Origin of the sequence: Nocardiopsis valliformis DSM 45023 (genome assembly GCF_000340985.1) — a bacterium.
Classification (GTDB): Bacteria; Actinomycetota; Actinomycetes; order Streptosporangiales; family Streptosporangiaceae; genus Nocardiopsis; species Nocardiopsis exhalans.
Map to the genome: position 1 here is coordinate 121,178 of NZ_ANAZ01000008.1, position 22,581 is coordinate 143,758.

At 69.6% G+C, this 22,581-nt stretch carries 30 protein-coding genes; 17 read left to right on the forward strand and 13 right to left on the reverse strand.

The features are described 5' to 3' along the window. Nucleotides 1–212: 212 nt before the first annotated feature. On the forward strand, nt 213–617 hold the full coding sequence (locus D457_RS0108580; RefSeq protein WP_017580243.1) for a RidA family protein: 405 nt from the start codon (nt 213–215) through the stop codon (nt 615–617). On the opposite strand, the gene D457_RS0108585 is transcribed toward D457_RS0108580, so the two are convergent. Further along, nucleotides 607–1,584, reverse strand: coding sequence for a helix-turn-helix domain-containing protein (locus D457_RS0108585; RefSeq protein ID WP_017580244.1), 978 nt, complete (start codon nt 1,582–1,584; stop codon nt 607–609). The genes D457_RS0108580 and D457_RS0108585 overlap by 11 nt on opposite strands. Before the next feature lie 70 nt (nt 1,585–1,654). On the opposite strand from D457_RS0108585, the gene D457_RS0108590 reads away from it, so the two are divergent. After that, nucleotides 1,655–2,698: a saccharopine dehydrogenase family protein gene (locus tag D457_RS0108590; protein WP_017580245.1), complete on the forward strand. Its 1,044-nt coding sequence runs from the start codon at nt 1,655–1,657 to the stop codon at nt 2,696–2,698. 7 nt (nt 2,699–2,705) lie between these two features. Here D457_RS0108590 and D457_RS36925 read toward each other — a convergent pair whose 3' ends face one another. Further along, nucleotides 2,706–2,876, reverse strand: coding sequence for a CGNR zinc finger domain-containing protein (locus tag D457_RS36925; RefSeq protein WP_239646044.1), 171 nt, complete (start codon nt 2,874–2,876; stop codon nt 2,706–2,708). 148 nt (nt 2,877–3,024) lie between these two features. Then, on the reverse strand, nt 3,025–3,219 hold the full coding sequence (locus D457_RS36930; RefSeq protein ID WP_026116466.1) for a hypothetical protein: 195 nt from the start codon (nt 3,217–3,219) through the stop codon (nt 3,025–3,027). A 542-nt stretch (nt 3,220–3,761) separates the two neighbouring features. Here D457_RS36930 and D457_RS32135 point away from each other — a divergent pair. Both D457_RS32135 and D457_RS0108610 read left to right on the forward strand, forming a co-directional pair. After that, entirely contained in the window at nt 3,762–4,295 is a 534-nt protein-coding gene (locus D457_RS32135) for a hypothetical protein (protein WP_017580246.1), read from the forward strand. Nucleotides 4,296–4,384: 89 nt separating this feature from the next. Then, nucleotides 4,385–5,368, forward strand: coding sequence for a helix-turn-helix transcriptional regulator (locus tag D457_RS0108610; protein ID WP_017580247.1), 984 nt, complete (start codon nt 4,385–4,387; stop codon nt 5,366–5,368). A gap of 5 nt (nt 5,369–5,373) precedes the next feature. On the opposite strand, the gene D457_RS0108615 is transcribed toward D457_RS0108610, so the two are convergent. Continuing rightward, nucleotides 5,374–5,946 carry a Uma2 family endonuclease gene (locus D457_RS0108615; protein WP_017580248.1) on the reverse strand — a complete coding sequence of 191 codons (573 nt, stop codon included), beginning with the start codon at nt 5,944–5,946 and terminating at the stop codon, nt 5,374–5,376. Between the two features lie 177 nt (nt 5,947–6,123). Between D457_RS0108615 and D457_RS0108620 the strand changes: the two genes are divergently transcribed. Continuing rightward, on the forward strand, nt 6,124–6,516 hold the full coding sequence (locus tag D457_RS0108620; RefSeq protein ID WP_017580249.1) for a DUF2784 domain-containing protein: 393 nt from the start codon (nt 6,124–6,126) through the stop codon (nt 6,514–6,516). A 103-nt stretch (nt 6,517–6,619) separates the two neighbouring features. Continuing rightward, nucleotides 6,620–7,540, forward strand: a complete 921-nt coding sequence (locus tag D457_RS0108625) for a GNAT family N-acetyltransferase (protein ID WP_017580250.1) — start codon at nt 6,620–6,622, stop codon at nt 7,538–7,540. Here D457_RS0108625 and D457_RS0108630 read toward each other — a convergent pair. Continuing rightward, nucleotides 7,518–8,534 carry a Gfo/Idh/MocA family protein gene (locus D457_RS0108630; RefSeq protein ID WP_017580251.1) on the reverse strand — a complete coding sequence of 339 codons (1,017 nt, stop codon included), beginning with the start codon at nt 8,532–8,534 and terminating at the stop codon, nt 7,518–7,520. The two genes, D457_RS0108625 and D457_RS0108630, sit on opposite strands and share 23 nt — an antisense overlap. Before the next feature lie 144 nt (nt 8,535–8,678). Between D457_RS0108630 and D457_RS0108635 the strand changes: the two genes are divergently transcribed. Then, the gene (locus D457_RS0108635; RefSeq protein WP_017580252.1) at nt 8,679–9,062 is read left to right on the forward strand and encodes a hypothetical protein; all 384 of its coding nucleotides are present in this window, start codon (nt 8,679–8,681) and stop codon (nt 9,060–9,062) included. Nucleotides 9,063–9,167: 105 nt separating this feature from the next. On the opposite strand, the gene D457_RS0108640 is transcribed toward D457_RS0108635, so the two are convergent. The 3 genes from D457_RS0108640 to D457_RS0108650 are packed head-to-tail and all read right to left on the reverse strand — an operon-like array spanning nt 9,168 to nt 12,300. Beyond that, nucleotides 9,168–10,142, reverse strand: coding sequence for a DUF4097 family beta strand repeat-containing protein (locus D457_RS0108640; protein ID WP_017580253.1), 975 nt, complete (start codon nt 10,140–10,142; stop codon nt 9,168–9,170). Nucleotides 10,143–10,192: 50 nt separating this feature from the next. After that, nucleotides 10,193–10,900 carry a response regulator transcription factor gene (locus tag D457_RS0108645; protein WP_017580254.1) on the reverse strand — a complete coding sequence of 236 codons (708 nt, stop codon included), beginning with the start codon at nt 10,898–10,900 and terminating at the stop codon, nt 10,193–10,195. Beyond that, nucleotides 10,888–12,300, reverse strand: coding sequence for a sensor histidine kinase (locus D457_RS0108650; protein WP_017580255.1), 1,413 nt, complete (start codon nt 12,298–12,300; stop codon nt 10,888–10,890). The genes D457_RS0108645 and D457_RS0108650 overlap by 13 nt, the downstream gene beginning before the upstream one ends. Nucleotides 12,301–12,503: 203 nt before the next feature. Between D457_RS0108650 and D457_RS0108655 the strand changes: the two genes are divergently transcribed. Further along, entirely contained in the window at nt 12,504–13,238 is a 735-nt protein-coding gene (locus D457_RS0108655) for a (2Fe-2S)-binding protein (RefSeq protein ID WP_017580256.1), read from the forward strand. A 49-nt stretch (nt 13,239–13,287) separates the two neighbouring features. On the opposite strand, the gene D457_RS0108660 is transcribed toward D457_RS0108655, so the two are convergent. Beyond that, nucleotides 13,288–13,770 (reverse strand): VOC family protein, encoded by a 483-nt coding sequence (locus D457_RS0108660; protein WP_017580257.1) that lies wholly within the window; start codon nt 13,768–13,770, stop codon nt 13,288–13,290. A gap of 159 nt (nt 13,771–13,929) precedes the next feature. On the opposite strand from D457_RS0108660, the gene D457_RS0108665 reads away from it, so the two are divergent. The 3 genes from D457_RS0108665 (at nt 13,930) to D457_RS0108675 (ending at nt 15,864) form a co-directional block, all read left to right on the forward strand. After that, complete coding sequence (locus D457_RS0108665; protein WP_017580258.1) at nt 13,930–14,361, forward strand: helix-turn-helix domain-containing protein; 432 nt, start codon at nt 13,930–13,932, stop codon at nt 14,359–14,361. Next, on the forward strand, nt 14,358–14,786 hold the full coding sequence (locus D457_RS0108670) for a DUF4180 domain-containing protein (protein ID WP_152514182.1): 429 nt from the start codon (nt 14,358–14,360) through the stop codon (nt 14,784–14,786). Before D457_RS0108665 ends, D457_RS0108670 begins: the two co-directional genes overlap by 4 nt. A 277-nt stretch (nt 14,787–15,063) precedes the next feature. Continuing rightward, complete coding sequence (locus tag D457_RS0108675; RefSeq protein ID WP_017580260.1) at nt 15,064–15,864, forward strand: class I SAM-dependent methyltransferase; 801 nt, start codon at nt 15,064–15,066, stop codon at nt 15,862–15,864. A gap of 36 nt (nt 15,865–15,900) precedes the next feature. Here D457_RS0108675 and D457_RS32140 read toward each other — a convergent pair whose 3' ends face one another. Both D457_RS32140 and D457_RS32145 read right to left on the reverse strand, forming a co-directional pair. Further along, a complete protein-coding gene (locus D457_RS32140) occupies nt 15,901–16,134 on the reverse strand; it encodes a macro domain-containing protein (protein WP_394297035.1) in 234 nt (77 codons plus the stop codon). A gap of 81 nt (nt 16,135–16,215) precedes the next feature. Further along, nucleotides 16,216–17,502, reverse strand: a complete 1,287-nt coding sequence (locus D457_RS32145; RefSeq protein ID WP_239646045.1) for an RNA-guided endonuclease InsQ/TnpB family protein — start codon at nt 17,500–17,502, stop codon at nt 16,216–16,218. A gap of 28 nt (nt 17,503–17,530) precedes the next feature. Between D457_RS32145 and D457_RS37785 the strand changes: the two genes are divergently transcribed. Further along, nucleotides 17,531–17,734 carry a toxin-antitoxin system HicB family antitoxin gene (locus D457_RS37785; protein ID WP_083926697.1) on the forward strand — a complete coding sequence of 68 codons (204 nt, stop codon included), beginning with the start codon at nt 17,531–17,533 and terminating at the stop codon, nt 17,732–17,734. 409 nt (nt 17,735–18,143) lie between these two features. Next, the gene (locus tag D457_RS0108690; protein ID WP_017580263.1) at nt 18,144–18,551 is read left to right on the forward strand and encodes a MarR family winged helix-turn-helix transcriptional regulator; all 408 of its coding nucleotides are present in this window, start codon (nt 18,144–18,146) and stop codon (nt 18,549–18,551) included. Nucleotides 18,552–18,573: 22 nt separating this feature from the next. On the opposite strand, the gene D457_RS0108695 is transcribed toward D457_RS0108690, so the two are convergent. Beyond that, nucleotides 18,574–19,140, reverse strand: coding sequence for a GNAT family N-acetyltransferase (locus D457_RS0108695; RefSeq protein ID WP_017580264.1), 567 nt, complete (start codon nt 19,138–19,140; stop codon nt 18,574–18,576). 67 nt (nt 19,141–19,207) lie between these two features. Here D457_RS0108695 and D457_RS32150 point away from each other — a divergent pair, with 67 nt between their 5' ends. Beyond that, on the forward strand, nt 19,208–19,603 hold the full coding sequence (locus D457_RS32150) for a hypothetical protein (protein WP_017580265.1): 396 nt from the start codon (nt 19,208–19,210) through the stop codon (nt 19,601–19,603). 18 nt (nt 19,604–19,621) lie between these two features. Here D457_RS32150 and D457_RS0108705 read toward each other — a convergent pair whose 3' ends face one another. Next, the gene (locus D457_RS0108705; protein ID WP_017580266.1) at nt 19,622–20,254 is read right to left on the reverse strand and encodes a TetR/AcrR family transcriptional regulator; all 633 of its coding nucleotides are present in this window, start codon (nt 20,252–20,254) and stop codon (nt 19,622–19,624) included. A gap of 47 nt (nt 20,255–20,301) precedes the next feature. Here D457_RS0108705 and D457_RS0108710 point away from each other — a divergent pair, with 47 nt between their 5' ends. From D457_RS0108710 to D457_RS0108720, 3 genes are all read left to right on the forward strand, one after another. Continuing rightward, nucleotides 20,302–20,991 (forward strand): GAP family protein, encoded by a 690-nt coding sequence (locus D457_RS0108710; RefSeq protein WP_017580267.1) that lies wholly within the window; start codon nt 20,302–20,304, stop codon nt 20,989–20,991. A 116-nt stretch (nt 20,992–21,107) separates the two neighbouring features. Then, complete coding sequence (locus D457_RS0108715) at nt 21,108–21,830, forward strand: sensor domain-containing protein (protein WP_017580268.1); 723 nt, start codon at nt 21,108–21,110, stop codon at nt 21,828–21,830. Nucleotides 21,831–21,994: 164 nt separating this feature from the next. After that, the gene (locus D457_RS0108720) at nt 21,995–22,567 is read left to right on the forward strand and encodes a maleylpyruvate isomerase family mycothiol-dependent enzyme (RefSeq protein WP_017580269.1); all 573 of its coding nucleotides are present in this window, start codon (nt 21,995–21,997) and stop codon (nt 22,565–22,567) included. Nucleotides 22,568–22,581 lie beyond the last annotated feature (14 nt).

A 22,581-nucleotide genomic window follows, 5' to 3' on the forward strand; every position in this document is an offset into this window, starting at 1 on the left:
GCAGAACTGCGTGCGGCCCAGCGACTTCGTCCGCCGGGAGTAGGCACACGAGCACGGACTGGACACTGCCGGGTTCGGCCACCACCCTCACCGCCGTGCGATATTGGGTGGCGCCGTGCGCTACCAACTGGCACTGTGCTCTCTCAGCCAGTAGTACGAACACGAGCGGCCGTCGCCCCTCGGGGCCATCGGCGATCGGAGAAGAGGGATCCATGAGCGGTGCGGTCAAGCTGGTCCGGAACGAGGAACTGAGCTCAGTGGCGGAGTACGCCTACGCGGCTACAGCTGAGGCTCCGACCCGGGTGGTATGGACCGCCGGCGCCTGCCCGTTGGACGAGCACGGCGCCACGGTGGCCGTGGGCGACTACGCGGGCCAGGCCGATCAGGTGATGCGCAACCTGGTCACCGCGCTGCGCGGGGCGGGCGCCGAACTTTCCGACATCGTGAAGACCACGGTGTACGTGGCCTCGACCCGACAGGAGGACCTGGTGAAGGCCTGGGAGGTAGTGCGCTCCCACATGGGCGAGCACGACGCGCCCAGCACCCTGCTGGGTGTGGCCGTACTGGGCTACGACGACCAACTGGTCGAGGTGGAGGCGGTCGCCGTCACCTCCTGAAGTCATCGGGTACCGCCGTGGAGTCCCCGCGCTCCCGGAAGGTACGCCGGTAGGTGTCCGGCGGCACCCCGAGGGCACGGTGGAAGTGTCTGCGCAGGGTTGCCCCGGTGCCCATGCCAGTGCGAGCAGCGATGTGCTCGACCGCGTCGTCGGTGGTCTCCAACAGCTCCTGGGCGCGGTGCAGGCGCTGATGGTGCAGCCAGCGCAGCGGGGTCAGCCCGGTCACCGCTACAAAGCGCCGGGTGAGGTTGCGGGTACTCATGTTGGCCTGCGTCGCTAGGTCCGGCACGGTCAACGGCTCGTCCAGGCGGTCGCTCGCCCACTGGAGCAGACCGGCGAGCGCCCGACCGGGCTCCTGGGCCGCTGGCGCAGCGACGAACTGGGCCTGGCCGCCCCGGCGGTGCGGTGGGACCACCAGGCGGCGGGCGATCGTGTTGGCGACGCCCGCGCCGTGGTCGGTGCGGACGATGTGCAGGCACAGGTCCATCCCGGCCGCCTTGCCCGCCGATGTCAGCACCGTGCCCTCGTCGGTGTAGAGCACGTCCGGTTCCACCTGGACCCGGGGGTAGCGGGCGGCGAGCGCGGCGGTATGCATCCAGTGAGTGGTGGCCCGACGACCGTCCAGGACCCCGGCGGCGGCCAGAACGAACGCGCCGGTACACAGCGAAACGATCCGGGAGCCCCGCTCGTGGGCCGCGCGCACGGCCGTCACCAGTTCAGGCGGTGGGTCGGCGGCGATGTCATCGAAGGCAGCGACGATCACGGTGTCCGCCTTGGCCAGTTCGTCGTACCCGGATGCGCCGTCCACGCGCAGCCAACCGCCGAGGTGGGTCCGTTCCGGCCCGCACACCCCGAAGTCGTACCAGGGGTCGACCAGGCCGCGGTCGACCCCGAAGACCTCCAGCACGGCGGCGGTCTCGAACAGCATGGCGCCGTCGTACAGCGCCAACCTCACGGACTCAGGCATGTCCGAAAGTGTACGCATGTCGTCATTTCAGCCACTCGTGCCGGGGGTTCCGAACGGCGAGCATGGACCCATGAACCTTCACCACCCAACAGTCGCCGTCTTCGGCGCCTACGGGCACACGGCCGTCTTCGTCCTCGCCGAACTGCGCCGACGCGGTTTGACGCCCGTTCTGGTCGGCCGCGACCACGAGCGGCTGCGCTCCCTGGGTGAGAAGCACCCGGACTCCCCCATCTTGGTGGCCTCCGTCGACGAACCCGCCTCCCTGGAGCGCGCGCTGGCCGGTACGGCGGCAGTGGTCAACTGCGCGGGACCCTTCGCCGACACCGCCCCGGCCCTGCTCGACGCCGCGCTGCGCGCCCGGATCCCCTACCTGGATGTGGGCGCTGAGCAGGCCGTGGCACTGGAGACCTTCCAGCACCGGCAGAACCAGGCTCGGGATGCCGGGACAGCGATCATTCCTTCGGTGGCGTTCTACGGTGGCCTGGGTGACCTGCTGGCCACCGCGGCGATGGGCGACTGGCCCGAGGCGGAGGCGATCGACATCGCGTTCGGGTTGGACAGTTGGCAGCCGACCCAGGGCACGCGGAAGACCGGGCGGCGCAACACCGGACGGCACGTGGTGTACTCCGGGGGCTGCTTCCACAGGCCTTCGGAACAGCCCGCGACGACCGACTGGGACTTCCCCGCGCCACTGGGCGTCCAAAAAGTCGCCGAGTTCTCCACCGCCGACCAGGTCACCGTCTCCCGGCACCTGCGCGTCCCGGACATCCGCGCGCACATGAACCTGGCGCCCCTGCGCGACGTGCACGACCCCGACACCCCCGTGCCTCGGGCGGTCGACAACAGCGGGCGCTCGGCGCAGACCTTCGTCGTGGACGTGATCGTCCACCGAGACGGGCAGCAGCGGCGGGCGAGCGCCTCGGGCCGCGACATCTACGCGGTGACCGCGCCGCTGGTCGCCGAGGCCACCATGCGGATTCTCGACGGCCGGGCGCGCGGCGCGGGTGGTGTGTACGCCGTCGGGGAGCTCTTCGACGCCGAGGACTTCCTACGGTCGCTGTCCCCGGAACACCTGAGCCTCGACCTGCTCAGCCGACCGGTGAACGCCTCCTGAACCCGGTTCAGCGGCGGGCCCGGTGGGCGGCCACCCGTTCCCTGGTGGCGCAGCGGCGCGAAAAGTACCGGCGGTGGCTGCCGTTCGCGGTGTCGATGAACACCAGCTCGCAGCCGCGCGCCGCACAGACCCCGCCCGGTAGGTACTGGCGGTCACTGATCAGCAGCGCCAGCAGCATGCTGGCCGATGCCAGGAACCAATCGGTCAGGGGCGCCTCCTCAATCGTCGCTGTCCACGTGCAGGTGCCAGCTGAAGGCTCCGCCGTGGTTACTCAGGCGGGCCGGGTACGCGGTACGGGCGAGCAGGGCGTTGACCTGTTCGGCGGCCTAATCCAGGAAGTCGGCGGCCAGCACCGAGCGCAGTTGCCCTGCGGCCGCGCGCAGGTCCGCCACGTCCTGTGCGGTGGTCACGGGGTCGATCTCGCCGTGAGCCCGCAGGGCCGCGTCCACCTCGCCCGCTGTCACGTCCGGGGCGGCCAGGGTGTTGAGGAGGTCGGCGGTGCGGTCGACGAGAGCCTGCACCGCCCCGACGGCGGTTGGAGGCTATCGGGAAACGGGGGAGGAGTGGTCCGGGTGGCAGACGGCCCCGAAGGGGGCCCAACGGGCCTCAAGGGCCCAACAACAACTACCTCGGCCTTTGGCTGGTGCCTTCTCCAGCCCGGAGCGGATCGGTGCTCGTGTCGCGGCCGGTCGCGCGCCCCGACGAACAGCGGCAGCGCAGACACCGCCCCCAGCCCGGCGGGCACCCCCTACCCGGCCCAGTGGACAGACCGATCGAAGCGCCACCCCTGCCGGACCCGGACCTGTTTCGGCCTCTCCTCTCAGCGTGATCTTGCTACCAGTAGCAAGTTCAGCGCCGAACTTGCTACTGGTAGCAAGATCACCGAGGACCTGACGGTTACGGAAGCAACGGACACGTGTCAGCCCGGGTTTCGGACACCTCCACCCCACCCCCAAGCCCCCGAACCCACTACCGGAAACCACCCCCGGACCCCCACCCGGATTCGCCAACAGCATCGGTCCTGGGAAACCGGGCTCTGCTGCGGATCACCCTGGTCACCACGGTGTCCATCGCCGGGACCGGCATGGTCGTGGTGAGCGCGCCCATGCTCGGTGAGAGCCTGTTGGGCGGGCCGGAACGCGGCGCAATGCTGCTCTCGGTGATGGCGGGGTCCGCGCTGCTGGCCAACCTGCTCCTGGCCAGGCGCCTCCTGCCGGTACGCTCGGACACCGTGGTTCTGGTGTGTGTGCTGGTACAGATGGTGGGTGTGCTGGGGGTGCTCCTGATCCCTGCCGCCCCGTGGCTGCTCCTGGCCGCCGCGGTGGTGGGCGCCGCCAAGGGACCTCAGCTGACCGGCCTGTTCGCCCTCCGCCACCGCGAGGCGCCCGAGCGTCTGCGCACCCAGGTGTTCACCACCGCCGCCAGCCTGAAGCTCAGCGCCTTCGCGGCCGGGGCCGCCCTGGCCGGGCCACTCGCCGACTCGTCCTCGCACCTGTGCCTGGCCGCGGCCGCCGCGCTCCAGCTGGTGGCAGCCCTGATCCACCTGGTGGTGCGCCCGCTGAGGTCCTGCCTCGAAGATCAGGCCGGCGGCCCCTAACGGTCGGGGCGCGTTCCCGGGTAGGCCGTGCCCCGCCCGGTTCAGAGTAGAGGACGGAAACAGACCTGCACCCCTGGCAGACTCGGGGCATGAAGTCGACATCGGCCCGGCTGCTCCAGCTCCTGTCCCTGCTCCAGACCCGCAAGGACTGGCCCGGCTCGGACCTGGCCGAGCGCCTCGAGGTCAGTCCGCGCACCGTCCGGCGCGACGTGGACCGCCTCCGTGAGCTGGGCTACCCCATCCAGGCGACCATGGGTACCGGCGGCGGCTACCAGCTGGGGGCGGGTGCGGCCCTGCCCCCGCTACTGCTGGACGACGACGAGGCCGTGGCGGTCACGGTGGGGCTGCGCACGGCGGCCCAGGGCGGGGTTTCGGGGATCGAGGAGACCTCGGTGCGCGCACTGGCCAAACTCCTCCAGGTGCTGCCCTCCCGGTTGCGCCGCAGGGTGGACGCGCTGGGAACCTTCACCGTGCCGATGCCCGGTGAGGGACCCACGGTCGACTCCGAAACACTCACCCTGGTGGCCGCGGCCTGCCGCGACAGCGAGCGGCTGCGGTTTGACTACGAAAGCCACGACGGCACCACCAGCCGCCGGATCGTGGAGCCGCACCGGCTGGTCTCCCAGGGGCGGCGCTGGTACCTGGTGGCCTGGGACACCGACCGCGACGACTGGCGCACCTTCCGGGTGGACCGGTTGCGCCCCCTCACCCCGACCGGCCCGCGCGTCCCACCGCGTGACCCGCCCGAACAGGGGGTGGCCGCCTACCTTGCCGACCGGATGAACCTGCACATGTGGCCGGTCAAGGCGCGCATCCGCCTCAAGGTGTCGGCGGAGACCGCTCTGGAGGGCCCGGCCGCGCACTACGGCCCCATCGAGGCCGTGGACGAGCGCTCCTGTGTTCTGTTGTGCGCTGGCGAGGACCTGGTCGCCATGGCTTGCTACCTGGCCATGCTGGACCTGGAGATGGAGGTCGAGGAGCCCGCGGAACTCCGCGAGGAGATGGCCCGCCTGGGCAAACGCCTCACCCGCACGGGCCGAGACACAGATCGGCCCCACGGGTCCGGGGCCTGATCGGTTCACATCTGACGGTACTCACTCAGGTCGATGTCCATGGGGTAGGGAAGGTCGACCTTCAGCCGGTTGTGGTAGATGCCGGTGACCACGTAGCACAGCGTGGCGGGCTCCAGCTCGTGCACGTAGACGACCGGTCCGCCTCCGTTGTCCTCGATCCGCCAGAAGTGTGGAATCCCGGCTTGCGCGTACAGCAACGGTTTGCGCAGGCGATCGCGTTCGATCGATTCCGGCGACACCACTTCGACCACGAGTTTCACGACTTCCGGGGAAAAACTGGACTGCTGGTTGTCGACAGCGTCCGCGTCCACGACCATCATGTCCGGCTCCGGCCGCTGTTTCGGTCCCAGCGTCACAGTCATCTCACGCCGAACGCGGTACTGCTCCGGAGCAGGCCGCATCCTGATGGTGAGCAGGTCCAGAACTGCGGAGTGAAAGCCTTTCTGCGGGCTCACGAGGACGAGGCTCCCGTCGATCAGTTCGGTGTGCGCAGGCAGGTCGGGCAGGTTGTCCAGGTCCTCGGCGCTGAAGCCTTCCGTCGGCGGGATGAGCCAGTCCGGCACGGGCTGCGCGCACATCTTGCCTCCACTGATCGAGTCCTCGTAAGGAGAATAACCGGGGGCGAGCCGTTTGCGCTCGGCTTCGCCGAGGGACGTGCTGCGGAAGGCCGGGCCGTGCGCATGAGTAGGTGTACTCACAGGTACTGGGTAGGAACTCCGATGAGCGGGCAGCCCTTCTCGTCCTAGGTTCGGCACATGAGCTACCTGACCTACCTCCTCGTCGGCCACGTCGCGATGGTTCTCCACTACCTGTTCTTCGCCTATGTGGTCTTCGGCGGCTTCCTCTCCTGGCGGTGGCCGCGGATGTTCTGGCCGCACCTGCTGGTGGCCGCCTACGCGCTGGGGATCGTCATCATCGGGTGGCCGTGTTTCCTCACCGACATCGAGAACTGGTCGCGGCTCAACACCGGCCGCGAAATCATGGAGAACGGCTTCATCGACCACCACATCACCGGTGTCTTCTACCCGCCCGAACATCTGATGACCTCGCGTTACGTGATCGCGGGCATCGTCGCGAGCGCTTACGCGGGTCTGGCGTGGAAGCTGTACCGGCGGCGTTCGGCGGCCGTGGGGGCAGTGTCCGGGTAGTCCCGGGAACCTCCGGTTGGGCCAAGTCGGCCCGAGCCCACCGCAAAACCGCTACGTTAAGGAGTCAATTACTTCCTTAGAGTAACGAAAGTGGGGCTTCCGCGTGCCCGACCAGACCCGACAGCACTGCCCGGAACTGCGTGAGCTCAGCGTTCCCCCGGTGATCCGTCCTCTGCGGCCCGGCTACCGCGTCGCCCGCTGGGACAGCCCCACCGCACTGGCCCCGGAGTGCCGAGAACGCCTCCACCTGGCTCTGCGCGACCTGGCTGCCCGGGCGTTCGGGGCCGACCACTCCGGCTACTGGCGCACCCGGATGGCCTCCGGATTCTTCGACCAGATCTCCTCCCTGGCCCTCATCCTGGGCCCCGACGGCGTCCCCGTCGGCTGGGGCGGCTACCACCGGCGCAGCTTCGCCTCCCGCCGAGCCCTGTACTTGGACGCCGCCGGGGTGGTCCCCGCGCACCGGCGCTCCGGGCTCTCCGCCGCCCTGATGACCCACTTCCTGAACCGCGAGGTCCTGGCCCACCCCCTGACCAACACCTACGTAGTACTGCGCACCCGTCACCCGGCCGTCTACGCGGGCTGGCGCAAGGGCCTGGGACAGGCCCGGGTCTTCCCCCGCCAGGACCGCCCCGTGCCGAACTTGGTCCGCCGGATCGCCACCGACGCCGCCGACTGGCTCGGCGACGGCCCGCGCCTGGACCCCGACACCCTGACGGTCCGCGACGCCTACCGGATGTTCGACGGGGAGATCTACGGGGTGACCCCGCGCAGCGGCGATCCCGCCCTGGACACGCGCTTCGCCCGCGAGGTGGGGCCCAAGGACGCCGTCCTGGTCGTGGCGCGTATGAGCGTGCTGCCCCTGGCCCGGGTCGCGCTGGGCCGTCTCCTGGGCGCCCAGCCCCACCCCGCGCCGCGCGCCGGCGGCCGACCCGTCCCGGGTGCGGTCCCCGAGAACCTCACCTCACGGGCCACCCCCACCGGCGCGGGCGCGGCCGGGCTCATCCCAGGGGGACGGCTTTGACGTTGGCCGGGCTGTAAACCAGCCCGCCCGCGTCCCGGATCTGGTCCATGACCCCGGCCAGCCGCTGGCTCTCCGCCCAGGTCATGTGCGGGCTCTGGCGTTCACCGGTGGCCAGACACCGGGACACCTCCTCGATCTCGTACTCGTAGCCGTTGGCCCGGAAGGGCCGGTGGAACCGCTCGGGCTCGGCCCCCTCCCGGTGCAGGACGAACTCGGTGGCGGCCCAGAAGGAGGGAATCTCGATCCATCCGGCCGTCCCGGCCAGCACCGCCCGGTTGGGCAGGGCCGTGCGCGAGGCGCAGCCCAGTGTGGCGCTCACCCCGTTCTCCCCGCGCACCAGCACCGTGGTCTGGGTGTCCACCATCCGATCCGGGGACAGCTGGCGGGTCGCGCCCACCACCGTCAGCTCGCCCAGGTGCTGCGAGGCCAGCGCCAGTGGGTACACGCCCAGGTCCAACAGGGCCCCGCCGCCCAGGTCGGCGTTGAACAGCCGGTGGTCGGGATCGTAGGGGACATTGATCCCGAACTCCGCCGAGACCGAGCACAGCTCACCGATCGCCCCGTCGGCGACCAGCTCGCGGGCCAGCCGGGAGGCGGGCAGATAGCGCGTCCACATCGCCTCCATCAGGAAGCGGTCGCCTGCCCGCGCGGCCGCCACCATCTCCGACACCTGCAGGGAGTTCATCGCCATGGGCTTCTCCACGAGCACGTGCTTGTCCGCGCTCAGCATCAGGAGAGTGTTTGGATAGTGCCAGGGGTGGGGCGTGGCCACGTACACCACGTCCACCTCCGGGTCGGCCGCCAGCGCCTCGTAACTTGCGTGCCGGTTCGGGATGTCCCATTCCTGGCCGAACTCCTCGGCTCGGGCGCCGGTACGCGAACCCACCGCCGTCACCCGGGCCGAGGGGACGGCCCGGAGTCCCTGCATGAAGGAGCGCGCGATACCGCCGGTCCCCACCACACCCCAGCGGATCCCACTGTTGTCTTGTGTCATGTTGGCATCCTAAAAACACGGTCATGTCGGGGTCGAGGCGGGTAAGGTCCTCGGTTTCGGGGCCGGTGAACCGTACGGTGGCCGAGGAGGCCCACGCGCGTGAAGGCCACACGCGTCAAGGCCGCACACGTGAACGGAGGAGGAATGTCGGAGACACTCGCCCGGAGGTTGGGGGTCGAGCCCGGAGACCGGCTGCTCGTCCTCAACGCCCCGGAGCGTTATCTGCGTCTGCTGGACCCCCCGCTGGACATCCACATCGACCTCGGTCCGATCGAGGGCGCCGAGTACGACGACGTGCACCTGTTCGCCCTGGACCGGGGCACCGTCAGCCGGGAGGGCCCGCGGGCCCTGGAGCTCACCGGTCCCAAGACCAGGCTGTGGGTGTGCTACCCGCAGCGCGGTGGCACCATCATCACGAACCTGACCCCGGACCAGGGCTGGGAGGCCCTCACCGAAGCCGGCTGGCGCAGCACCGCCCAGGTCCCGATCGACTCGGACTGGGCGGCGCTGCGCTTCGAACGCCGCTGACCATCTAGTCCGCTGACCTGGCGCCTTGCCGGTCAGCGGACAGGCAGGCCAGCAGGCCGGTTTTCCCGCAGTCCGGGGACCGCCTCTGACTGGGGCCGGCCGCGGCTAGTTGCCGGTGACCAGCACCCCGCCGCTGGTGGTGCTGACGTCGATACGGCTGTCGGCGCCGGACGAGGCCTCCACGTTGAAGTCACGGTTCCCGGACACCGACTCACCGGTGATGTCGTAGACCCCGTCCGGCACCGTGGCGCCGACCCGACCACTGACCGTCTCCACCGAGAGCAGCTCGAAGGGCTCGTCGGTCATGACGTTCACGCTGCCGGAGACGGAAGACGCCTCCAGGGTGGTGAACCCGCCGCCGAGTTCCAGGGACCCGCTCACCGACTCCGCGCGAACCTCATCGGCGCTGAAGTCCGCAACGAGGATCTCGCCCGAAGTGGAGCCCACGTCGAGCAGGGAGCCCTCACCGGAGGCCTGGATGCGGCCGCTGGTGCTGTGGGCCGTGACCGCACCCTCGGCGTCGCTGATCATGATGGTCCCCGAAATGGTCTCGATATCGACCTCACCGACAGGGCTGGTCACCCCTACCTGGCCACTGATGGATTCCACGCTCAGGTCACCCTCGAGGTTATCGACGCTGACCTTGCCGCTGATGGTCTCCAGCGCCACCCGGGTCCCGGCGGGAACCGTGATCTCGTAGTGCACCGAGCAGGAGCTGAAGAACAGGAAACCGGAGCAGTCCGTATCGATCTCCAACGTGCCGCCCTCGGCGTCGATGTCCTCGTCCGGCTCCGACAGGGGGCTGCCGCTCAGCTTGCGCTCTACGACGACCTCGTCCCCCTCACCGCCCTTCACCAGGACGTCCCCGCCGGTGGAGTTCTCCAGTTCGAGTGCGGTGATCCCGCTGAAGGAGTCCGTGCGGTCCGTCTGGTGCACGGCCACGTTGCCCAGTACCGAGAGCGCGGTGAACACCACCACGATCACCACGAGTACCGCGCCCAGCAGCAGCCACGGCCCCCGACGGAAGCGCCCCGGCTCCTTGCTCGATGAGGCGTACAGGCCTCGTGCCTTGAAAGTCATATCCTTTTCCCCTCTCGGAAGGCTTGGCCCTCCTTCGCTTCTCGTTCGTCTCAGTCACGGTCCGCGCCGCGCAGATAGCGCAGCACCGCCTGGACCCTGCGGTGGTCGTGGTCGTCCTGGCCAAGGTCGAGCTTGGTGAAGATCGACCTGATGTGCTTCTCCACGGCCCGTTCGGTGATGGTGAGCCGGTCGGCGATCCCGGCGTTGTTCAGCCCTTGGGCCATCACCTCCAAAACCTCGCCCTCACGCGGGGTGAGGCGCTCCAGGGCACGGTCCCGGTGCCTGCTCAGCAGCTGCGAGACCACTTCGGGGTCGATCGCCGCCCCGCCGTCGGCCACTCTGCGCAGCACGGTCAGGAAGTCTTCGATGTCGGCCACCCGGTCCTTGAGCAGGTAGCCCACCTTGGACGCCCCGCCGCCGAGCAGGTCGGCGGCGTAACGGCTGACCACGTGCTGGGACAGCAACAGCACCGCCATCTCCGGGTGGGTCTCGCGGATCTTCACCGCCGCCTGGATGCCCTCCTCGGAGTAGGTCGGCGGCATCCGGATGTCGATCAGGCACAGGTCCACGTCCGGATACTCGGCCACCGCGGTGATCAGCGCGTCGGCGTCCCCCACCGCCGCGACGATCTCCACCCCCGAGTCCTCCAGCAGCCGGGCCATGCCGCTGCGCAGCAGCACGGAGTCTTCGGCGATGATGACGCGCAGCCCCCGCCGTCCGTCGTGTGTGTTGGCCGTGCTCACGGTCACGCCTTCCATGGGATGTTCGCGGTCAGGACGGTTCCCCCACCGGTCGGGCTGTGGACGGTCAGTACCCCATCGACGGCGTCCACCCGGTCCCACAGCCCGTAGAGACCGGTGCCCGCCTCGGGGTCGGCTCCCCCGGCCCCGTCGTCGGTGACGGAGATTCGCAGCAGGTCACCCTGGCGGCCGCGGCCCTCGACCCGTTCGGCCGCCACGGTGACCTGCTCGGCTCCGGCGTGCTTGGCGACGTTGGTCAGCGCCTCGCAGACCACGTAGTAGGCCACGCCCTCGGCCCGCGCCGAGGGGCGCTCGTCGAGGTCCACCTCCAACCGGGCCGGGACCGGGGAGCGACCGGCGGCGACCGGCAGGGCGGCCCCGAGCCCGTGGTCGGTCAGGACCCTGGGGTGCAGTCCCCGCGCGACCTGGCGGAGTTCGGTCATGACCTCCTTGGACTCCGCCTGGGCCTCGGCGATCAGCGCACCGGCCCCCTCGGGGTCGTGGGCCAGCCGTGCGCGGGCCCGGGTCAGGGTCATGGTCAGGGCGAGCAGCCGCTGCTGGGCGCCGTCGTGCAGGTCGCGTTCGATGCGTCGGCGTTCGGCCTCGGCCTCGTCCACCATGCGCTGACGGCTGTCCTGGACGTGCAGCAGGCGGCGCCGTATCCGCACCTCGGGGGCGTCGAAGAGCAGGAGGCGGTGCAGGAGGACCTCGGAGGAGATCATGTGCGGGGTCAGGCGCAGCCCGATCACGGCGGCCAACGGCCCGGCCACGACCAGGGCCATCGGCCCCACCAGGTCCCCCGGTGAGCCCTGGGCCAGGATGTACACCACCCCGAAGAGTGCGCCCACGGCCGCGGCCCCGCCGCACACCACCAACACCACGACCAGCCCCGCGGCGAACAGCCCGTGGATCCCGGCGACGGTCGTGTAGACCACCATCGACCACGCGTCACGGCCGAAGACGAAGCGCCAGGCACGCCACCAGGGGTTGTCGTCGGCAAGGGGGTCGGGCGGGCTGGTCTCCACGATCCCGAACACGTTGGCGAGCCGGTCGCGCTGCACCTGGCAGGCGAAACGCGCCAGCAGGGTGGCGGCCACCGGCATGACCACCAGGAACCAGACGGTGTCACGGGCGAGTCGACCGAAGCTGAAGTCGACCGACAGGTCGGTCCAGGGCAGGTACAGCGCCAGCGTGAACCAGGCGGCCGCGGCTCCCAGCAGCAGTGTCGCCGGGAGCAGGTAGAACAGGGCCAGCGCCAGGGAGGTCATCAGGTGCAGGACCTCGACCAGGAGCACCCGCCAGGTGTTGCCGTGTGCGTCGCCGGGGAAGGGCACGTCGACGGTGCGGGTCAGTCGGAGGTCCTTTCCCCCGCTGCCGCGCTGTGCGTCTGACGCCTGCTGTTCATGTGTGCCGTTCACAGAACCAATCTAGGTTTCCCGGAGGTCGGGACACGAGGTCATCAGCACGAGGAACACGGGTGGTGCCAGCACTACCGGCCCTGCCCCGGGACCGGCCTAGCTCACCGTTGTGTGAGAGCTTGCCCAGTCCTGCTGTGCGACACTGCTGAGCCGGCGGGGCAGAGCAAGCAGGGGCAGTCCTCATTGGATGAGCGGGGGTCGCGGTGCTGGCGGAGGCGCTCGAAGATGTCGGGCGGGTCAACATGTTCTTCCAGGTGGAGCTGCATACGGGTTCCGAATCCCTGGGAGAGGGGTGGGAACCGGTCACGGTGCTGGACGGTGCGGACGGGAAACGGGTGGCCGAGGAGGTCCGTCGGGTACGGGCTCGACTCGGGGCGCTGTCGGGCGGCGGTGTTCAGGATGTGGAGTGGCGCGTGGGCGCGTCGCTCTTCCACCAGGGTTTGGCCTCCCGGCTGCTGTCCCCGGTCCTGGCCGTCGCACTCTGCCACGGGGTGCGCCTGCGGAGCACGGAGCTGCTTTTCGACCCCGGTCGTTCTGGGCCGCTGACCCTTCGCACCGCACAGAAGCGGGCCGAGCCGATCTCCGCGGTTCCCGCCGAGGTCGCGGAGTGGTTGGACGAGACCGTGGTGGAGTCGGTGCTGACCGGAGTCGAAACGGCGTTGGCCGGTGTCGGGCGGATCTCCCCCGGCCTGCTGCGGGGCAACACCGCGGCTGCGCTGGCCGGGGCGGCCCGAGCCCTGGGCGTTGCCCGACCGGAGCAGCACGCGGAGGCCGAGGAGGTGGTCCGTCTGATGTTGGAGCGGCCTTCGCTCAGCGGGACCGGCCACTACACGGGGACGGACCGGTCGGGGCAGGCGGTGTTCCGGCGCACCACCTGCTGTCTGTACTACCGGTTGCCGGACGGTGGCCTGTGCGGCGACTGCGCCCTGCGCCACTGACCTGCGTCACTGACCTGTGTCACTGAGAAGCCGGATCCGCGGCAGGCGTTCAGGTGCCGTTGGCGGCCCGGCGGACCACGTCCAGGTCGATCCGGCGCATCATGAGCATGGCCTGGGTGGCCCGGTGCGACCGTTCCGGGTCGGGGTCCTCCAGCAGGGTGTTCAGTTCCTCGGGGAAGACCTGCCAGGACAGGCCGAACCGGTCCCGGAGCCAGCCGCACTGGCTCTCCTGGCCGCCGTCGGTGAGCCGGTCCCAGTAGTGGTCGGACTCGGCCTGATCACGGCAGATGATCTGGAAGGACACCGCCTCGTCGAAGGTGAACTCCCCGCCGCCGTTGAGTGCGGTGAAGGGGTTGCCGTCCAGTTCGAACTCGATGGTCAGCACGGTCCCCTCGGGCACCGGCAGGCCGGGGCCGTAGTAGGTGGTCTTGAGGACGCGTGAGTTCTCGAAGACGTTGGTGTAGAACGTCACCGCCTGCTCGGCCTGCCCGTTGAACCACAGGCACGGCGTGATCTTGTTCAGGAGGGCCATGGCCTTCCCCTCTCCCCGTCTCCCCCGGATGTTTCCCTCTCCTCACCCGTACCCGGTTCCTCATCTCCGCACCGAACTCTCAAAACTGCTTATTCCTTCCTTGATATGAAGTACCCTTAGGGAAGTTTAGGGAACAAGAAAGCTCTGGTGAGGCGAGGAATGACCCAGCAGTACTACTCGGTGGACCAGGTCGCCGACCTTCTGGGCCTGCACGTGAAGACCGTGCGCGCCTACGTCCGCGAGGGGCGCCTGGCGGCCACCCGGATCGGCAAGCAGTACCGGATCCGACGCCAGGACCTGGAGGAGTTCACCGGCGGTCCGCTGGCCGGGGAGCAACCGCCCGCAACCGAGGAGGCCCCGCACGCGGAGGCCTCCACCGTGGTCCAGGTCGACGGGGTCGACCGGAACACCGCCGATCGCCTGACCACCCTGCTCACCGTCACTGGACGCCCCGAACAGCGCGGGCGCTCCCACGTCCAGGTCGTCCACGACCCGGAGCGCTCCCGGCTGAAGGTGGTCATCGTGGGCGACCTGGACACCACCGCCACGCTCCTGGGATACATCGACTCCCTCACTGGAAACCAGCCATGAGCTCTGCGAAAACACCCGAACAGCACCCCGCCGCGGTAGCGGAACCGGAGCCGACAACCGAGACGCTTCCGGAAACCCGCCGGATGGGCGGCGGGCACCAGGTCATGCTCTGCCCGTCGGAGGGCTCTCCGCTGCGTGAGGCCGCCGATGTGCTGGGCGACGCCTTCTACCACGGAGTCGCCTGGGTCGCAGTGCCCGCCGAACGCCTCGCCCCCGATTTCTTCCGGTTGCGTACCGGAGTGGCGGGCGAGTTCCTACAGAAGTTCGCCAACTACCGGATCCGCCTGGCCGTGGTCGGGGACGTCTCGCAGCAGATGGCCGCCAGCGACGCCTTCCGCGATCTCGTGCGGGAGTGCGACCGCGGCAACCAGTGCTGGTTCGTCGCCGACCTGGAAGCCCTGGCCGAGCGCCTGCCCTCCGCCTGAGCGCCGACGACGAGTACGGCGATGCGGCACCCCCGGAGCGCGCCACGGTGATGTTCTGCACGGGTTGGCGGCCTTCGGCCTCACTGCGTCCCAGGGGTGTTCCTCCCTTCCCCTTGCCTGTTCATGTCGGGGCGTGGCGCGCGCACCGGTCGGGGAGGGGTGTTCTCGGGGGTTACCCGCCACAGAGAAACCATCTCAATATACGAGAAATCTATCTCATTCAGAGAGACGAATGGGTAAGGTCGGATCGAACCCCCGACACGAAGGACGGCAGGCGATGGCGGAGTACACCCACGGACAGCACCCCTCGGTCACCCTCTCCTACCTGTGGCGCAACGCGGAGAACTCCACCGCCTACGCACTCGGAGAGATGAGCCCCGGGCGCTCCCTGCTGGACGTGGGATGCGGCCCCGGCAGCATCACCGCCGACCTCGCCCGCCGGGTCGCGCCCGGGCGGATCACCGCCGTGGACGCCTCCCCCGAGGCGGTCGACCAGGCCCGCGCCAACGCCGAGGAGGCGGGCGCGGAGAACATCGACTTCCTGGTTGGTGACGTCCACGACCTGGACCTGCCCGACGACACCTTCGACGTCGTCCACGCCCACCAGGTTCTCCAGCACGTGGCTGACCCGGTGCGCGCCCTGGCCGAGATGCGCCGCGTGGCCCGGCCCGGCGGCGTGGTGGCCGCCTGCGACAGCGACTACTCGGCGATGCACTGGTACCCGCGCCTGCCCGAACTGGACTCCTGGATGGACCTGTACCAGAAGGTCGCCCGCGCCAACGGCGGCGAGCCCGACGCCGGACGCCACATGCTCGCCTGGGCGCACGCGGCCGGGTTCGAGGACGTCACCTACACCGCAGAGGTGTGGAACCACTCCGCGCCCGACCGTCGTTCCTGGTGGGGCGGTATGTGGTCGCGCCGCATCCTGGAGTCGACCATGGGACGCCGCGCGGTCGAGAAGGGCATCGCGAGCCAGGCGGACCTGGAGTGGATCTCGGCAGGCTGGCAGCGCTGGAGCGAGCACCCGGACGGGGTGTTCGTCATCCCCCGCGGCGCGATCCTGTGCCGCGTTTCGTGAGCGCCGCTGCCCTCCTCCTCTGTCCCGTACACACGCTCAGTCCACGTCGTAGACGGTGACGCGCACGCCCCGGTCCAGGAGGTGCTCCTCGATCAGCGGCTGCACGCGGCTCCAACTGCCTCCCGCCAGGCCGCAGCCGATCCGGGGCATGTGCACCGTCGCACCCAGTTCGTGGGCCTGCCCGGCCAGCAGGCCCAGGCAGGTGGCGAGCGCCTCGTAGCGGATCGGCGGCCCGCCGCTGCCGTGCCGGACTCCGTTCTGGGCGACCATGTTGGCCACTTGACATCCTCCCCCTCCTGAAGAAGGGGGATTCCAACAGCTCCTGCTCACAAGAGCGGGAGCCGCTGAGGTTCACGGACACTCGATCCCCTTGCGGGGTGGTGTCCCTCCGGCACAGGTCTTGGACCCGGGGCTTGCGCCCTGTCCTGCCGCGACGTTGAGTGAGGCGTTCAGGTCCGCGTTGCAGGAGAAACCGCAGTTGGAACAGACGAACGACGCTTGGCTCTTGCGCGAGTTCTTGTCGATCCAATCGCAGTCACTGCATCGCACACTGGTGTTTCGGGCGGGCACGTCCTGCACCCGACCCGAGGCCTTGTGCCCGGTCCGGGTGCGTAGGAGCCCCCAGCCCTGGGCGAGGATCGCCCGGTTCAACCCCGTCTTCTGAGCCACCCGCCTACCAGGCTCTTCGGCCGTCCCCTTGGCCGAGCGGGTCATGTTCTTGATCTTGAGATCCTCGAACCGGATGGTGTCGAAGGAACGGGCGAGCATGGTCGAGGTCTTCTCGCACCAGTCCTTACGCCGGTCGGCTTCCTTCCTGCGGTACCGGTTGGCTTTGGTGTACTCGGCCCGCCTGCGCGGGCTGCCCTTGGAGGCGCGGGCGGCGCGCCGCTCGTGTTTGCGGCGCTGGGCGAGCTCTTTCGTGGACAGGCCGGGGCAGTTCAGTATCCGTCCGTCGGACAGGGCGGCGGTGATGGTCACTCCCCGGTCGATACCCACCACCGAACCATCGCCGGGCGCTGGAGTGGGGTCGGGGATGGTCACGAACGCCACGTGCCACTGGCCGTGCCGGTAGGTCACCCGGAATGACTTGGCGTCGGGCAGGCGGGGGCGGGTGTTGCGGAACTTCACCCACCCGCATCCGGGGATCTTGGCCTGGGCCCACTTCTTGTTGAGCTTGTGTACCACCACCGTGCGGGCGTGGACCTGTTTGCCCTTGGCGTTGAGCACCGGCTCACCGGCGGGGGTGAACGCCGGGACCCTGCCGGTGCCGATGACGCGGAACCCCTCGTTGCGAAACTTCTTACGCCGCTTCGGGTACCGGTGCGAGCGGCCCAGGAAGTTCGCGAGCGCCTGGTCGAAGTCCTTGAGCGCCTGCTGCTGGATGTCAGCGTTGCCCGAGGCCACCCAACCGAAGTAGTCAGCCTCCTCAGCCCCCATACCGGTGGTGTCGGCACGCCGTACCTCGGTCAGCATCTGGCACAGACCCGCGAACCGGGGCGGCCTGCCCAGGCGCGATCCGCCCTTGCGGTAGACGGTGTTGACCTGCCAGGCCAGGTTCCAGGCGTGCCGTGCCTGCGCGCAGTGGTCGAGCATGACCTTCTCCTGCGCTGGCTTGGGGTACAACCGGAACCTGGACATGAGACCACTTTAGCTCAATGATGGTCCCATGAAGCATGTGAATCTGAGACTTCCTGACGATCTTCACGCCCAGGCCGTGGAGGCTGCCCGCGCCGATGACCGCTCTTTGAACTCCTGGCTGGTGGTCCTGGTGCGCCGCGCCGTGGAAGGGGGTGAGACGGTGGACCGCCCCGGGGGTGGTCCACCTGTTTCTGACCCGCTCCGCGGGAGCGGGCATTCACCCCGCCCCTGAAGGACCGGGCGCCCTGCCCGAGAACCAGGTGGATGTCGGGGCGGACCGGGACCAGCCTGACCGCGCCCAGCGCGAAGTCGTTGCCGGAACGCCCGCGGTGCCAGGCTCGGTAGTCGCGTTCGGGTTCGGGCCAGCGTTTGGACAGGGACAGCACGAAGCCCTTCCCCCAGCCACCCCGGTTGTTGCACACGTGGGCGATGATCTTGGGGCCGCGGGCTTGCGGGGCGGTCGCGTCGCCGCGCACGATCCGCAGACCGGGGGGTGAAGCGGGTAGATCGGACATGGACGGCAGGTTAGCGATCGCCACCGACACACGCCTTCGACTTTCGCCGTGGAGGCTGGCCGCGGCGTGAACCGGCGATATATCTTCGACCTGTCGGGACGCAGTCATCGGCTATCCGGAGGAACCATGTCCGACCTACCGATCGGATTCTGGCTCAAACACCTGGACCGGCTCATCGAGAACGACTTCGACCGGGTCCTGGCCGCGGAGTCCCTCGACCGCCGCCAGTGGCAGGCGCTCAACTCCCTGCACGGCGAACCCGGCACCGTGCTCCAACTGGATCAGCGTCTGGCGCCGTTCCTGGACGAGGACGAGTCCACCGTGGCCCCGGCGGTGGAGACCCTGCGCCAGCGCGGCTGGGTGAGCGGCCTGGTCGCCCTGGAACTGACCCCCGAGGGCCACCGGGCCCACGACGACCTCCTGGCGAAGGTCCAGCAGACACGCAGCCGGCTGTGCGCGGGCGTCAGCGACCAGGAGTACCGGGACACCGTCAACGTCCTGGAGCGGATGTCGGCCAACCTGGAACAGGCCTGACCCGCACCCCTGGAACGAGCCCCTACAGTTCGGCGGGCAGTTCCCGGGTGAGTTCGACGAAGGCCAGGTCGTCCCGTCTGGGCATGCCGAAGGCCTCGTCACCGTAGGGGAAGGGCTCGGTCTTGCCGGTGCTGGTGTAGCCGCGCCGCTCATACCAGGCGATCAGCTCGGGCCGCTGCTTGAGGACCTTCATCCGCATCAGGCGGCAGCCCCATTCCAGGGCAGCCATGCGCTCGGCCTCGGCCAGGACGACCCGCCCCAGGCCCGCCCCCTGGAGTTCGGGGCGCACCGAGAACATCCCGAAGTACGCCCCGTTGATGCTGCGCTGCAACTCGCAGCAGGTGACGATCTCCCCCTCAGACTCCCCCACCAGGACCAGGGTGTTGGTGCGGCCGAGTACTTCGGTCATGGCGTCGGCATCCACCCGCTGGCCGTCGAGGAGGTCAGCCTCGGTCGTCCAGCCCTGACGGGAGCTGTTGCCCCGGTAGCAGGAGTTGACCAGGGCGACCAGGGCGGGAACATCGCTGGCCACCGCGGCCCGGAACCCGATCTCGGGCCGTTCGCCCGGCACTCCCCCGCCGTTGTGCATAGTGCTCACGCCCTGTTCCCCCTCGGTTCCACTTCACTGCGCACTCCAGTATGGCCAAGCCCGCGAAGTGACCGCGCCACTCCTCCGGGGCATCCGCGCCCACCTGAACGAGGGCGGCCGGGCACTGGTGCCCCTGGCCGTGCCCGAACCCCTTCCCGCCGACCAGCTCGGTCGGGCCAGGGTCGCCACCGCCGACGACGGATCGAAGCTCAGCGTGGCGGTGGTGTCCCAGAAACGGGACGAGGCGGCGCGCACCCAGCTGAGCGTGCTGCGCTACGAACGGCACCGCGGCGGTCAGAGCACGGTGGAGGAACGCCCCTGGCTACTGCACTGGTACACCCGGTCCGAATTCGAGTCCCTGGCCGAGGAGGCCGGGCTGCGGGTGGAGGCGGTGACCGGCGCCGACGGATCCCCTGCGGCCTCCGACGCTGTTGACGCCGACTTCCACCTCCAGGCGGTCTGACCCGCTTGCCGCTCTCCCTCACCCGGCGCCCTCGGCCGCTCGGGTGGACTCGATGTGGGCGAGGAAGGCGCGCAGCCGTGCCTTGGCGGTCTCCGGGGGGACCTGGGACGAGGCGAGCATCATCTGGATCGCGAGGCCGTCGACGTAGGTGTGCAGGAACTCGGCCCAGGTCTCCAGCCAGGGATCGGAGTGCTCCTGCTCGGGGTCCTCCAGGGGCGGTAGCCCGCCGAGCGCGCCGACGAGTCGACGGTAGAGGCCGCGTTGCTGGGTCCAGCGCTCCTCGCGTCGGGGGTCTCCTTCACCGAGCGCTCCGGCTGCCTCCCAGGCGCGGAACTCGGCGTGGCGCATTTCGTCCAGGGGGAGCATCTGCTCGGCGAACCCGGCGACCCGCTCGATGACGGGCAGGTCGGGGTCCAGGGTGCGTGAGTACTCCCGCATCCGCTGGATCACGCGTTGCTCGGACAGGTCCATGGCGAAGACCAGGAGTTCCTCGCGGGTCTGGAAGTAGTGGCGCAGCGCCCCTGGGGACAGCCCCGCCTCGGCGGCGACGCTACGGATGGACACGGCCTGCGGGCCGGAGGCGACGATCACCCTCCACAGGGCTTCGGCGAGCTCGCGGCGGCGTTCTTCGTGGTCGACGATCTTGGGCACGCTTTCTTTTTAGCACAGTCGTGTGAAAAAGAAGCGAGGAGGATCCCGTGCCACCCCTGGAAGTACTGCTGCCGGTCGCCGGACTGGCGCTTCTGGACACCCTGAGCCCCGCCACCCTGGGCGTCACGCTCTTCGTGCTGCTGAGCGGGGCCCGATCGATCGCCCGCCCCCTCTTCGCCTACCTGGGCACGGTGGCGCTCTTCTACTTCACCCTCGGATGTGCGCTGATGCTGGGCCTGAACGCGGCCCTGGACCGGCTCTCCGGCCTGTCCGACAACCCCGCCACCGGCTGGGCCATGGTGATCCTGGGCGGCGGCCTGTTCGCCTACTCCTGGGTGATGCCGACCAAGAAACGCGCCCCGCGCCGCCCGGCCTCCTTGCGCACCACCACCATGATCGGTCTGGGACTGGCCACCGGCCTGTTGGAGGCCGGAACCGCCTTCCCCTACCTCGGTGCCATCGGCATCATGGGCACCGCCGGGCTGGCCGCCCACACCTGGGTGCCGATGCTGGCCGCCTACAACCTGGTGATGGTGCTGCCCCCGGTCCTGCTCTACCTGGGCCACCGCCTCTTCGGAGAGCGGCTGCGCCCCAGGCTCGACCGCTGGCGGGAGAAGATCGACTCCGGCTCGCGTGAGGCCCTGGCCTGGATCATCGGCATCGTCGGCTTCTTCCTGCTGATCAACGGCCTCGGGCAGGTGGGATTCACGGACGTGCTCGACTCCCTGCTCAACTGATCCCATTCCAGCCCCAGGGGCGCCACCACACCCGTAGCGGGGTGGGGCCAGCACCACCTCCGACACTCACGTCTGCGGCCCTGACGAGGAATGCGCCCATGCGTAGCGTCGCAGGTATGCACGCGACCCTCTTCGCCCGCCTCGGCCGTGACACCCGCTACGTGCTCCTGGGCTTCCCGCTCGCCGTCATCTCCTTCGGCCTCGTCCTGAGCGGACTGGCCCTCGGGATCGGCACCGCCGTGATCTTCGTGGGTCTGGTGCTGCTGTCCGTGGTCCTGGTCATGGCCCGGGGCCTGGCGCACGTGGACCGCATCCGCCTCTCGGACCTGTACGGCCGACCGGTGATGCGTCTGCCCTACCGGACACCGCCCAAGGGCGTCGGTCCGCTGCGCCAGTTACTGAACCCGATCTCCTGCTCCCGCAGCTGGCTGGACGCCCTGCACGCCCTGCTGCGCCTCCCCCTGGCCGCGGTCGCCTTCATCGTCTCCGTGATCTGGTGGGCGCTGTCCCTGGGCGGAGTGCTCTACCCGCTCTGGGGATGGTCGCTGTACTTCATCCCCGGCTACACCGACGTGGGCACCTTCGTCCTGCCCGAGTACCCGGCCCTGGCCACCCTGGTGATCTACATGGTCGGCGGGATGCTGTTCGCCCTGACCCTGCCGCTGGTCATGCGCTTCCTCGCCCGGACCGAGGCCACCCTCGCCCGCGCGCTGCTGCTGGCCCCGGAGGACACCAGCGTTCAGGTCCTCACCGCCAAGATCCCCGGGGCCGAGCGCCAGGATGACCACTCCGGCCCCGTTCAGCAGCCCACTGGGCGCCGCTTCGTCTCCGCCCACTGAGAGACCCACCCGGGACGTGCCGAGCAGACCCGGGGTTCGAAGAGGAACGCACGCCATGGGGGCGCGCACCGCTTTCGTGGTCGGCGACCCTTCATCGTGTGCGTCTGCCTGGACCAACGACGGGTACGACAGGTTCCACGAGCGGGTCGTGGAAGGAGACGGAGATGACGCGGGATTCGACGGGACCGGCCCAGCGGCACGCGGACGACGCGGCCCTCATCACCGAGTTGGCTGAATCGGCCTCAGCCGGTGACTGGGAGCGGCCCAGCCCGGTCGCGGACTGGACGGCGCTCGACGTGGTGCGGCACCTGGTCGAGTGGCCCGGCGAATTCCTGGAGGGCGCCGGGATCACGCTTGCGGAACTGGACGTCGGGGCCGACCCGGTCGGCGCCTGGCGGCAGCACGTCGCCCGTATCCAGGACATCCTCGAAAACCCTGAGGGGCGCGTGCTCAGCGCCCCCGAGCTCGGTGAGAAACCCGTGGACGAGGCGATCGACGAGTTCTACACCGCCGACGTCTGGATGCACTCCTGGGACCTGGCGAAGGCGCTCGGCCGGGAGCCGGACCTGGGCCAGGAACGCTGCGCGGCCGTCCTTGCGGAGATGGGACCGGTCGAGCAGATCCTGCGCGAGAGCGGGGAGTACGGTCCGGCCGTGCCGGTGTCCCCAGAAGCCTCCGCGCAGGACCGGCTGATGGCCTTCATCGGCCGCGACCCGGCCTGGCAACCGCCGAACTGAGCCCTCACTTCCAG

Bases quoted from the DNA above. Each gene is read 5' to 3' on its own strand.
- D457_RS0108690 (WP_017580263.1), top strand. From the start codon at position 18,144: ATGTCCGACCTACCGATCGGATTCTGGCTCAAACACCTGGACCGGCTC.
- D457_RS0108695 (WP_017580264.1), bottom strand. From the start codon at position 19,140: ATGCACAACGGCGGGGGAGTGCCGGGCGAACGGCCCGAGATCGGGTTC.
- D457_RS37785 (WP_083926697.1), top strand. From the start codon at position 17,531: ATGAAGCATGTGAATCTGAGACTTCCTGACGATCTTCACGCCCAGGCC.
- D457_RS0108715 (WP_017580268.1), top strand. From the start codon at position 21,108: ATGCACGCGACCCTCTTCGCCCGCCTCGGCCGTGACACCCGCTACGTG.
- D457_RS0108640 (WP_017580253.1), bottom strand. From the start codon at position 10,142: ATGACTTTCAAGGCACGAGGCCTGTACGCCTCATCGAGCAAGGAGCCG.
- D457_RS0108665 (WP_017580258.1), top strand. From the start codon at position 13,930: ATGACCCAGCAGTACTACTCGGTGGACCAGGTCGCCGACCTTCTGGGC.
- D457_RS36925 (WP_239646044.1), bottom strand. From the start codon at position 2,876: ATGCTGCTGGCGCTGCTGATCAGTGACCGCCAGTACCTACCGGGCGGG.
- D457_RS32145 (WP_239646045.1), bottom strand. From the start codon at position 17,502: ATGTCCAGGTTCCGGTTGTACCCCAAGCCAGCGCAGGAGAAGGTCATG.
- D457_RS0108585 (WP_017580244.1), bottom strand. From the start codon at position 1,584: ATGCCTGAGTCCGTGAGGTTGGCGCTGTACGACGGCGCCATGCTGTTC.
- D457_RS0108670 (WP_152514182.1), top strand. From the start codon at position 14,358: ATGAGCTCTGCGAAAACACCCGAACAGCACCCCGCCGCGGTAGCGGAA.
- D457_RS0108635 (WP_017580252.1), top strand. From the start codon at position 8,679: ATGTCGGAGACACTCGCCCGGAGGTTGGGGGTCGAGCCCGGAGACCGG.
- D457_RS0108660 (WP_017580257.1), bottom strand. From the start codon at position 13,770: ATGGCCCTCCTGAACAAGATCACGCCGTGCCTGTGGTTCAACGGGCAG.
- D457_RS0108645 (WP_017580254.1), bottom strand. From the start codon at position 10,900: ATGGAAGGCGTGACCGTGAGCACGGCCAACACACACGACGGACGGCGG.
- D457_RS0108610 (WP_017580247.1), top strand. From the start codon at position 4,385: ATGAAGTCGACATCGGCCCGGCTGCTCCAGCTCCTGTCCCTGCTCCAG.
- D457_RS0108620 (WP_017580249.1), top strand. From the start codon at position 6,124: ATGAGCTACCTGACCTACCTCCTCGTCGGCCACGTCGCGATGGTTCTC.
- D457_RS0108630 (WP_017580251.1), bottom strand. From the start codon at position 8,534: ATGACACAAGACAACAGTGGGATCCGCTGGGGTGTGGTGGGGACCGGC.
- D457_RS0108675 (WP_017580260.1), top strand. From the start codon at position 15,064: ATGGCGGAGTACACCCACGGACAGCACCCCTCGGTCACCCTCTCCTAC.
- D457_RS0108720 (WP_017580269.1), top strand. From the start codon at position 21,995: ATGACGCGGGATTCGACGGGACCGGCCCAGCGGCACGCGGACGACGCG.
- D457_RS0108615 (WP_017580248.1), bottom strand. From the start codon at position 5,946: ATGTGCGCGCAGCCCGTGCCGGACTGGCTCATCCCGCCGACGGAAGGC.
- D457_RS0108580 (WP_017580243.1), top strand. From the start codon at position 213: ATGAGCGGTGCGGTCAAGCTGGTCCGGAACGAGGAACTGAGCTCAGTG.
- D457_RS0108590 (WP_017580245.1), top strand. From the start codon at position 1,655: ATGAACCTTCACCACCCAACAGTCGCCGTCTTCGGCGCCTACGGGCAC.
- D457_RS32140 (WP_394297035.1), bottom strand. From the start codon at position 16,134: ATGGTCGCCCAGAACGGAGTCCGGCACGGCAGCGGCGGGCCGCCGATC.